Below are 10,131 nucleotides of genomic sequence, written 5' to 3' on the forward strand. Positions count from 1 at the left end.
TAAGAGACAGGTGGTGGCCATGGCGGGGGACGGCGTCAACGACGCGCCCGCGCTGGCGCAGGCGGACGTGGGCATCGCCATGGGCACGGGGACGGACATCGCGATGGAGAGCGCGGCCGTGACGCTGGTGAAGGGGGACCTGCGGGCCATCGCTCGGGCACGCCGCTTGAGCCAGGGCACGCTGCGCAACATCCGGCAGAACCTCTTCTTCGCCTTCGTCTACAACGCCGTGGGTGTGCCAGTGGCGGCGGGCGTGCTGTACCCCGTCTTCGGGCTGCTCCTCAGCCCCATCTTCGCCAGCGCCGCGATGAGCCTCTCGTCGGTGTCCGTCATCGGCAACGCGCTCCGGCTGCGGAAGCTGAAGCTGTAGGCCCCGCTGCGTGGGCGGCCGCCTGTGTACCGGGCGGCGGCCCGCCAGGGCCCACCGGCGCGGCGCGGGGATGTCCACCCTTGAACTCGAACGCACCGCACCCTGGAAGAGGTGGACACCATGGCCTCAGCCGAAGTGATGAACGCCGACAGCGACCTGCGCCAGTGCATCGAGGATTGCCTGGCCTGTCACCGCGTCTGCATGGAGACGCTGACGTATTGTCTGGGAAAGGGCGGCAAGCATGCGGAGGCCAGGCATCTGCGCTTGCTGATGGACTGCGTGGAAGTCTGCCAGACGAGCGCGAACTTCATGCTGCGTGGCTCGGAGCTGCACAGCCGCACCTGCTTCGCCTGCTCGGAGGTTTGTGGGCGCTGCGCGGAGTCCTGCGCGCGCATGGGCGAGGACGTGGTGATGAAGGCCTGCGCGGACATGTGCGACCAGTGCTCGGAGTCGTGCTGGAGGATGGGCGGCGGGGTCATGCCGCAGTCCCCCAACCCGGAGGCCGCCCAGCGCGCCGCCGACCTCCCCGCGTGAGGTGTCCGCCCAGAAGAGTCCAGGCAAGCCGGAACGGCCCTGTCGCGGAGTCCTTCACTCGCCGTCGAGGCCGATTAGAGTGCGCTCCATGAGCTCTCGCGAGGAGGGGCGCACCTCCGGTACGCCCGCTGGACATATCTCCGTCGTCCACCTGCCCAACGCCTGGTTCATCCTCTGCGCTTCGAGCGAGCTGGGAGACAAGCCCCTGGCGCGCACGCTCCAGGGCTCGCCCCTGGTGCTCTTCCGGGGCGAGGGCGGCAAGCCCGCGGCCCTGGTGGACCGCTGCCCGCACCGCAACGTGCCGCTGTCGCTGGGGCGGGTGAAGGAAGGCCAGCTCCAGTGCGGCTATCACGGCTGGCGCTTCGACGGCGCGGGGCAGTGCCGCGCCATCCCTGGCTTCCTGGGCGAGCCCGGCGCGCGTGCCCGCTGCGCCACGGCGCACGCCACGCGCGAGCAGGATGGCTTCGTCTGGGTCTACTCCACGCCGGGCGTCGAGCCCACCACGGAGCCCTACCGCTTCCCGCTGCTGGAGGCGCGTGAATACACCACCGTGCGCCGCACGCTGCGGGCCCCTGGCTCGCTGCACTCCACGCTGGAGAACACGCTGGACGTGCCCCACACCGCGTACCTCCACGGCGGGCTGTTCCGCACCGAGGAGAAGCGGAACGAAATCGACGTGGTGGTGCGCCGGAGCGCGGACAAGGTGGAGGCGGAATACATCGGCGAGCCGCGCCCCAGCGGGCTCGTGGGCAAGCTGCTCGCGCCGGGGGGCGGGATGGTGCAGCACTTCGACCGCTTCCTGATGCCCTCCATCGCCCAGGTGGAGTACCGCATCGGTGACACCAGCCACATCCTGGTGACCTCCGCGATGACACCCGTGTCGGACTGGGACACGCTGGTGTACGCGGTGGTGACGTTCCGTCTGCCGTTGCCCCGCTGGCTGGTGCGCGCGGCGCTCCCGCTCATCATGCCCGTGGCGCTCCACATCTTCGGGCAGGACGCGCGCATCCTCCGGCAGCAGACGGAGACCATCCGCCGCTTCGGCACGGAGGCCTATGCCTCCACCGAAATCGACGTGCTCGGGCCCGGCATCCTCCGCCTGCTGCGCGCCGCCGAGCGCGAGAAGCCCGGCGCCGTGGGGGACGCGGTGCATGAAACACGACTGAAGATGCGGACCTGAGAGGCATTGCGACGCGGTGTGTCGTGAGACACGGTGGAGACACCGGGTCTCACGATACCTGGGTCAGCTCCATGTGTCTGAAGGGAGCCATGGGCTGAAACACTCGCACGCTGTTAGCGTGGCGTCCCCTCGCAATCCCCCCGGAGTCCCCCATGCGGTTTCCCGTTCGCGCGGCGCTGGCAGGTGCCGCGTTGCTGTTCGCGCCTCAGGCGCTGGCCACCAACTACACCCTGTGGATTCACGGGAAGAACTCCGGAGGCACGAAGCCGGGCAACTACGCCGACTTCTCCGCCTGGGGCCCCGCGTCCACGGCGGCCGGGGTGAACAAGAAGGCCGTCAACTGGGATGGGCGGCAGCGGATTGGCGGGCAGAACGCGCGCATCCGGGATGCGCTGGACTGCTACTGCACCGGAAACAACTGGTGCTACATCGCCGTGCACAGCGCGGGGAACCTCCAGATTGGCTACGCGCTGGCGCTGTATGGTGGCTCGGCGCGCTACAAAAAGAACGCGACGCCCAACGCCAGCGGTGTGTGTGGAAACACCGACGGGAAGACGCAGACGGGCTGGAACATCAAGTGGGTGAACGTGGCGTCGGGCGCCGGCGGTGGGAGCGAGCTGGCGGACATGGGGGAGTGGGCGGTGAAGGACCCCATCGTCGGCGACCTCGTGACGACCACCGCGCGCGCCATGTACAACCACAACACCACGCGCGGCATCCGCTTCAACATGTTCGCGGGCGCCAAGGGCAAGGTGTACTCGGGGCTCCTCCCGGGGCAGGACGACGACGCGGTGTCCTACCACTCCACGGGTGGCGTGTCGGGCAGCGCGGGTGGGGCCTACTGCAACACGTCCGACTGGTTCTGCAATGACTTGACGCTGGGCTCCAACGCCTGTGAGGGCGGCCGGGCCAAGTGGACCAACCACTTCGTGAAGTTCCGCGACGACGGCGAGTCCCACGGCCACGGCGCCAACGGGAAGTGGGAGGGCATCGTCGGCAAGGTGCGCGCTGACATGGTGACCAACGCGAAGTAGGCGCGGGTTCGCCGCCGCCCTGGGAGAACAGGGCGGCGGCGCCTCAGGCGGGACGTCGTCTCAGGGCTCCGCTGGCGTCTGCGCCCGAGCCGCCTTCCGGGCTGCCAGCCGCTGGGTCACCCGCGCCTGCCACCCGTGCACGAAGGCGTAGAAGGTGGGCAGCACCAGCAGGGTGAACAGCGTGGAGGTGACGAGCCCGCCCACCATGACGACGGCCAGAGGGCGCTCCACCTCCGTGCCGTGCAGTGGCAACACCAGCAGCGGCAGCAGGCCCAGGATGGCGGTGCCCGCCGTCATCAGCTTGGGGCGGACGCGGCCGATGCTCGCCTCCCGAATGGCCTTCTCGAAGGGCTTGCCGTGCTGCATGAGCAGCTTCGTCTGCGCCACCAGCACCAGGCCATTCTGGACGGCGATGCCAAACAGGCCGATGAGGCCCACCAGGCTGGACACGTTCCACGTCTCCCCGGCGATGAGCAGCGCGAGGATGCCGCCGACGAAGGCGTCCGGCAGGGTGGCGATGATGACCAGTGACTCCGCCAGCGAGCCCAGCGCCAGGTACAGCAGGATGAACACCGCGAGCAGGGCCACCGCGATGGCGACCGTCATCGCCTGCGCGGCGCGCTGCTGGCTCTCCACCCGGCCGCCCACGTCCAGGAAGTAGCCGGTGGGCAGTTTCAGCTCCGCCGCCAGCCGCTCACGCACCTCGGCCGCCGTGCTGCCCAAATCCCGCCCCGCGACGCTGGCCTCCACGGCGATGCGCCGGCTGCCCGCCTCACGGCGGATGCTGCCCGCGCCGAACGTCTCCTCGATGGTGGCCAGCTGGCTCAACGGGATGCGCGTGCCGTCATGTCCGTCCACCAGCAGGCCCCGGATGGCGGTGGCGTCTCCCCGGCGGTGGTCCGCCAGCCGCAGCAGCAAGTCATAGCGGCGCTGGCCCTTCCACACCTGGGCGAACTCCTGGCCCACCAGTCCCACCTGCACGGCGTGGATGACGTCTCCGGGTGTCAGCCCCACGCGGGCCACCGCGGCGCGATTCACGGTGACGCGGAGCTGGGGCAGGCCGGTCAGCTTCTCCGCTCGCAGGTCCTCCACCCCCTCCACCTTCGCCATGATGGCGTGCGCCCGCTCCGCCAGTCCGGCCAGCGTCTCCAGCTCCGGCCCGAAGATGCGCACGGAGAGGTCCGCCGGGCTGCCGCCGAGCCCTTCATCGATGCGCATGCCCAGCGGCGTGGTGAACAGTGTCGTCACGCCGGGGACCTGCCCCACCGCCTCGCGCATCGCGGCCTCCAGGTCCTCCATCGAGCGCCCCCGCTCCGGCTTGAGGACGACGAGCACGTCCGACAGCGTGTGCGGCATCGGGTCCTCCGTGCGCTCGGCGCGGCCCGTGCGGCGCACCACGTCCTCCACCTCCGGGAACTTCAGCAGCGCGTCCTCCACCAGGTGGTTGAGCCGGTCCACCTCCTCCAGCGAGGCCTCCGGCGGCAGCACCGTCTGGAGCAGCAGCGCGCCTTCATCCAGCTTCGGCATGAAGTCACTGCCCACCACGAAGGCCAGCGACAGCGCGGGCACGGTGATGGCCAGGGCCACCAGCCGCACCAGCCCCGCGTGGCGCATGCACGCCTCCAGCAGGGGCGCGTAGACGTGCTTCACCTTGCGGATGAGCCACACGTCCTCGGGCTGTCCTTCGCGGGGCGCGCGCAGGAAGAGCCCGGACGCCACCGGCACCAGCGTGAGGGCCAGTCCCAGCGACGCCGTCAGGCAGGCCACCACGGCCGCGGCGAGCGGCTGGTACATGCGCCCCTCGATGCCCGTCATGGCGAACAGGGGGATGAACACGGACACGACGATGAGCGTGGCGAAGGCGATGGGCCGGGCCATCTCCATGGACGCCGCCAGCGCCACGTCACGACGGGAGCGCTGGCCCTTCGCTTCCCGCAGGCCGTGGACGATGTTCTCCGTGACGATGATGGCCGCGTCCACCAGCAGGCCCACGGCGATGGCCAGTCCGCCCAGCGTCATCGTGTTGATGCCGATGTTCGCGACCTTCAGCAGCACGCCCGCCAGCGCCAGGGACAGGGGCAGGGTGAGCGTGACGATGAGCGCCGCGCGCCAGTCCCCCAGGAGGAGGAAGAGGACGAGCACCACCAGCACCGCGCCCAGCAGGATGGCCCGGCTGACGCCGCCCAGCGCGGAGTCCACCAGCACCGACTGGTCATACACGATGCGGAGCTGCACACCGGGCGGCAGGCCCTGTTGCAACTCCCGGATGGCGACGCGGATGCCCGCCGTCACCCGCTGCGTGTCCGCGCCGAACTGCTTGATGACCCGGCAGCTCACCACCTCGCCCTTCAGCCGGTGGGCGATGCCCCGGCGCACGGCGGGCGCCTCGCGGATGTCGGCCACGTCGCCCAGCAGCACGGGCGTGCTGTCGCGCACGGCGACCACGGTGTCGCGCAGGTCCTCCACCGACTCCGCGCGCCCCACCGCGCGCACCGTCCACTCCATGGGGCCCTGCACCACGAAGCCGCCCGAGGCGTTGAGGTTGGCGCCCTCCAGCGCGTGCTCCACCTGGTTCAGGGTGATGCCACGCGCCACCATCTGGTCCGGGTCGAGCTGCACCTGGAACTGGCGCAGGTAGCCGCCCAGGCGCTCCACGCCGGCGACGCCGGGCACGGCGAGCAGCCGGTTCTTCACCTCGAACTCGGCCAAATCTCGCAGCGTCATCAGCTCCGCCGCGCCGGGCTCCGCTTCCAGGGTGAACTCGAACACCTCGTTGAGCCGCCCGGTGAGGCTGGAGATGAGCGGCGCGTCCGTGCCGGGGGGGAGCTCGCTCTGCGCCTGGGCCACGCGCTCGACGACGTACTGCCGGCTGCGGAAGTAGTCGGCGTCTGGTTCGAACTCCACCGTGAGCTGGGTGACGCCCAGCTGCGAGGTGGAGCGGATGCGGCGCACCTCGGGCAGGCCCGCGAGCGCCACCTCCATGGGGATGGCCACGGCCGTCTCCAGCTCCTGCGCGCCCATCGCCGGGTTCTGGACGATGACGTTGAAGATGGGCGCGGACAGGTCCGGGAACACGTCGCGCGTCAACCCCTGGAGCGCCACCGCGCCGAAGGCGGAGAGCGCCAGGGCCAGCAACACGGTGAGGCCGGGCCGCGCGAAGGAGGCCCGCAGGATGCGGTTCATCAGGGAGTCGGGGGCCTCAGTGCGCATGGCCGTCACTCCCCCCGCCGCTCAGCTTCTCCGCCTCCGCCTTGAGCAGGAACGCGCCCTCCACCACCACCTGCTCTCCGGGCTTCAGTCCGGTGAGGACCTCCACGTCGCCGCCCAGCGTGCGGCCCCGGCCCACCTCGCGCCGCTCGAAGACGCCGCGCGCCTCCGTGGGCAGGAAGGCCACCCAGCCGCCCTCCAGCCGCTGGAGCGCCGCGGCGGGCACGGCGGTGATGGGCGCGCCCGGGTCTCCCAGGGGGATGTAGGCCGACGCGGACATGCCGGGCCGCAGGTGCCCGTCGGCGTTGTCCAGCTCCAGCCGCACGGGGATGGTGCGTGACGTCGCGTCCACGCGCTGCCCCACGTGGCCCACCTTCGCCATGAACTCCTGGCCCGGAAAGGCCGCGAAGGTGATGCGGGCCTGCGTGCCACGCTGGATGCGCACGGCGTCCCGCTCGAAGGCGTGCACCACCAGCCACAGCGAGGACACGTCCCCAATGCAGAAGAGCGGCTGGTTGGGGTCCGCCATCTGCCCCAGCCGCGCGGTGCGCTCGACGACGGTGCCGGACAGGGGCGCGCGCAGGACGAAGCCCGGGGGGACGTCTCCACCCCGTGGCTCCGCTTCACTCACGCCCAGCGCCACCAGCTCCGCGCGCGCGGCGGCGACCGAGGCCTCTGCGGCGGCGGCCTCCGCTTCGGCGGCCTGCACGTCCTTGCGCGCGATGATGCGCTCGTCGGCGAGCGTGCGCTTGCGCTCGGCGGCCTGTCGCGCGGCGGTGGCCTGGGCCTGGGCCGCTTGCAGCGCCGCGCGCGCCTTGCCCAGCTCCGGACTGCGCAGGTCCGCGAGCTTTTCGCCCTGCTTCACCTCCTGACCGGTGGTGACGAAGACGGCGCTCACGCGGGCGGCGATGGGGGCGGCCACCTCCGCGTAGGCGTCCTCGCTGAAGGTGAGCTCTCCCAGGACGGTGACATTCTCACCGCCCGGTCGCACGCCCACGGGCGCGGTGGTGATGCGCAAGTCCCGCAACATCTCCGACGCGATGCGGACGTGGGGCTCGCCATGGTCGTCATGTTGGGCACCTTCCTGGGCGGCGTGCTCGTCCTGCCCGTGCGCGTGCTCATCATGTGGCGTCTCGCGCTTGCAGGCGGTGAGCAGGAGGAGGGCGGCCACCGCGGCGTGGAGGGGCTTCATGGAAGGGCTCCGGTCTCCACGGCCAGTTGGACGCGGGCGAGGGCTGCCTGGAGAAGACTGTCGAGATAGGCGGCACGCGCTTCCAGCGTGTCGCGGCGAACGAGGAGGAATTCGGCGAGGCCCATCTCTCCGGCTTCGTAGGAGCGGCGGGCGAGCGTTTCGTTGTCGTTGAGCAGCGGCAGGGCGTCGGCTTCCAGCAGCGTCACGGCCTCCAGCCGCTTGCGGTGCCGCACGCGCGCGGCCTCCACCTGGACGTCCACTTCCGAGCGGGCCGCGGCCAGCAGGGACTGGAGCCGGCGCACGCGGGCCTCGCCCGTCACCCGGGCGCTGTCACCTCGGGCGAAGAGCGGCAGCGGCACGCTCAACGTGCCGAGGTAGGAAATCTCATCAATCTCCCGCTGGTACATGAACCCCGCGGTGACGTCCGGCCAGGCGCCGGCCTGGCCCATGCGGCGGTCGGCATCCGCCTGCGCCAGCTCCGCCTCCAGCGCGGCGATGTCGGGCCGCGCGGCGACGGTGTCTGTCCTGGCCTCCGTGACAGGCTGGAGCGCGAGCAGCCGCAACTCACCGCGGATGGCCAGCGGGTGCGTGAGCGGAAGGCCCAACATCGCGCGCAGTTGGTGGAGTTGGACGGCCGCGTCCCCCTCGGCGGTGGCCACCTCCGCGCGCATGCGGGCCAGGGACACGCGCGCCACGTTGACGTCCACCACGGGCACATCACCGGCCTCGAAGCGCCGCTGGGCGGAGCTCGCGGTCTCCCGGGCGGCGGCCTCGGCTTCTCGCGCGAGGCTCAGCCGCTCCCGCGCATGCAGCGCCTGGAGGAAGCGCGCGGCGACGTCGCCCAGCACCCGACGCTCGGCGTCGCGCTGGTGGGCCGTCTCCAGCTCCAGCCCGGCGCGCGCGGACTCCCGGCGGGCGCCGCGCTTTCCGCCCAGCTCGAAGGACTGGCTGATGCCCACGCTCAAGTCCACCCCTCGTACCGCGGGGTGTCCTGGCGAGCCTGGGTCGGCGCGCGGTCCCGCCTGAAGCTGGAAGGTGGGGTTGTCGTTCAGCAGCGACGCGGCGGCCGTCACGGGGCCCTGGGCCTCGGCGGCGCGGCCCGCGGCATCCAGCAGCGCGGGCGCGCGCTGGCGGGCCAGGGCCAGGGTTTCTTCAAGAGACAGCGCGGCGTCGGCGGAGCCCGGCTGGGCCGCGGCGACACGCGGGAGGAGGAGTGCGGCGGCGAGCCCGAAGGCTGCCACCGCGAGTGGGAGGGGCACGGCGATGACCTCGCGAAAGGGAGGCGTGCGTCAGGTGGAGCGTGCCCCGTCATGACATACGGGCACACCTGTCCTGGCGGACGCGAGCGGACGAGACGGCGGACGCGACCTACGCGAGGGGCGCTATGGGGACGTGGAGGATGTCGCCCACGTCGGCGGACAGCGGCTCGGACTTCTCGTAGGCGACGCGCAAGGGCCGCGACACGAGCAGCACGAAGGGAGGCGGCGGAGCATGCGCGGCCACGGAGCGCACGTGGCCACAGCAGGTGCAGTCGATGCAGTCCGGGGCGCACTGCCCCTGGTCATCATCGTCCGGGCAGCTCTGGGTGCAGACCTCGCCCACCGCGCCAGTGAGGGTGGGCATCAAGCCCCCCAGGCCCGGGGCGAACAGGAACAGGCAGACGAGGAGCCAGATTCGGAGCACGCTGGCGGCCTTCTACCACGTTTCCAAACGCGATGCGTGCGAGGGACTCACACGGAGTGAGTCTCCTCGCCCGCCGGGGAAGGCGACTGTCAGGAGATGCCCTGGCGCAGCCGGTTCCAGTCGAAGTTGGGCGCCGGGTCGTTCTTGCGGCCCTTGGGCACCGCCACGTCGGCGTGGCCCACGATGTTCTTCATCGGGATGTTGTGCTGCTGCTTCAGGTAGCCGGTGAGCTGGGTGAGCGACTTGTACTGCGCCTCGGTGAAGGGCGTCTTGCCGCTGCCGTCGTTGACGAGCTCGATGCCAATGGAGCGGCTGTTGATGTCCGAGGGCACGCCGTGCAGCTCGCCCTTGCCCGCGTGCCAGGCGCGCTTGTCGTCGCCGACGAGCTGATAAATCTTTCCGTCGCGGTCCACCATGTAGTGCGCGGACACCTTGCTCTGCGGATTGCGCATCCACGCCAGGTCACCCGCGCCGTTGTTGGTCGCGGTGTGGTGCATGACGATGGTGTCAATCTTCGTCCCGCCGCGTGAGTTCTGGTTCGGCGAGGGCGCGTTGATGACCGCGGGCTTGGTGAACTTGCCGCCCGGCGTGGTGGGCGTGGTGGGGCCGCTGGTGCCCAGCGCCTTCTTCAACGCCGCGTGCGTGAGGTCGCCGTAGAAGCCGGTGGTGGGCAGCTTGTGGTCCGCCTGGAACTTCTTCACCGCCGCTTCCGTCTGCGGGCCGAAGGTGCCGGGACCGGTGGTCACCTGGGCCTTCGTCATGTAGCCCACCTTCACGAGCGCATCCTGCAACTGCTTCACCTTGGGCCCGGAGTCGCCCTTGCGCAGGCCCGCGGGCGGAGCGGAGACCGTGGCGGCCGCGGCGGCGGCGGCGCGGGGGGCCTGCGCCTGAGTGGCGCGGAACACGGAGGAGAGCGGGGGCAGGCGAAGGC

At 71.1% G+C, this 10,131-nt stretch carries 9 protein-coding genes; 4 read left to right on the plus strand and 5 right to left on the minus strand.

Annotated features, from left to right (window positions below):
- From G4D87_RS26235 to G4D87_RS26250, 4 genes are all read left to right on the plus strand, one after another.
- A partial coding sequence (locus G4D87_RS26235) for an HAD-IC family P-type ATPase (protein WP_163785107.1) occupies positions 1-370 on the plus strand: 370 nt, incomplete at its 5' end.
- A gap of 120 nt (positions 371-490) precedes the next feature.
- Positions 491-904 (plus strand): four-helix bundle copper-binding protein, encoded by a 414-nt coding sequence (locus G4D87_RS26240; protein WP_163785108.1) that lies wholly within the window; start codon positions 491-493, stop codon positions 902-904.
- An 88-nt stretch (positions 905-992) separates the two neighbouring features.
- Positions 993-2,084 carry a Rieske 2Fe-2S domain-containing protein gene (locus tag G4D87_RS26245; RefSeq protein WP_163785110.1) on the plus strand — a complete coding sequence of 364 codons (1,092 nt, stop codon included), beginning with the start codon at positions 993-995 and terminating at the stop codon, positions 2,082-2,084.
- A gap of 152 nt (positions 2,085-2,236) precedes the next feature.
- Positions 2,237-3,118 (plus strand): hypothetical protein, encoded by an 882-nt coding sequence (locus tag G4D87_RS26250; protein ID WP_163785112.1) that lies wholly within the window; start codon positions 2,237-2,239, stop codon positions 3,116-3,118.
- Positions 3,119-3,178: 60 nt separating this feature from the next.
- Here G4D87_RS26250 and G4D87_RS26255 read toward each other — a convergent pair whose 3' ends face one another.
- From G4D87_RS26255 to G4D87_RS26275, 5 genes are all read right to left on the minus strand, one after another.
- Positions 3,179-6,328, minus strand: a complete 3,150-nt coding sequence (locus G4D87_RS26255) for an efflux RND transporter permease subunit (protein WP_240358623.1) — start codon at positions 6,326-6,328, stop codon at positions 3,179-3,181.
- A complete protein-coding gene (locus G4D87_RS26260; protein ID WP_163785116.1) occupies positions 6,318-7,517 on the minus strand; it encodes an efflux RND transporter periplasmic adaptor subunit in 1,200 nt (399 codons plus the stop codon). The genes G4D87_RS26255 and G4D87_RS26260 overlap by 11 nt, the downstream gene beginning before the upstream one ends.
- Positions 7,514-8,776, minus strand: coding sequence for a TolC family protein (locus G4D87_RS26265; RefSeq protein ID WP_163785118.1), 1,263 nt, complete (start codon positions 8,774-8,776; stop codon positions 7,514-7,516). The genes G4D87_RS26260 and G4D87_RS26265 overlap by 4 nt, the downstream gene beginning before the upstream one ends.
- 109 nt (positions 8,777-8,885) lie before the next feature.
- The gene (locus G4D87_RS26270; RefSeq protein WP_163785120.1) at positions 8,886-9,200 is read right to left on the minus strand and encodes a hypothetical protein; all 315 of its coding nucleotides are present in this window, start codon (positions 9,198-9,200) and stop codon (positions 8,886-8,888) included.
- 89 nt (positions 9,201-9,289) lie between these two features.
- Positions 9,290-10,131, minus strand: an 842-nt coding sequence (locus G4D87_RS26275; RefSeq protein ID WP_338045000.1) for a peptidoglycan recognition protein family protein, incomplete at its 5' end; no start/stop codon positions are given.

Origin of the sequence: Myxococcus vastator, from assembly GCF_010894475.1 — a bacterium.
GTDB lineage: Bacteria > Myxococcota > Myxococcia > Myxococcales > Myxococcaceae > Myxococcus > Myxococcus vastator.

Coding starts and splice junctions, on each gene's coding strand:
- G4D87_RS26250 (WP_163785112.1), top strand. CDS start 2,237: ATGCGGTTTCCCGTTCGCGCGGCGCTGGCAGGTGCCGCGTTGCTGTTC.
- G4D87_RS26260 (WP_163785116.1), bottom strand. CDS start 7,517: ATGAAGCCCCTCCACGCCGCGGTGGCCGCCCTCCTCCTGCTCACCGCC.
- G4D87_RS26245 (WP_163785110.1), top strand. CDS start 993: ATGAGCTCTCGCGAGGAGGGGCGCACCTCCGGTACGCCCGCTGGACAT.
- G4D87_RS26255 (WP_240358623.1), bottom strand. CDS start 6,328: ATGCGCACTGAGGCCCCCGACTCCCTGATGAACCGCATCCTGCGGGCC.
- G4D87_RS26240 (WP_163785108.1), top strand. CDS start 491: ATGGCCTCAGCCGAAGTGATGAACGCCGACAGCGACCTGCGCCAGTGC.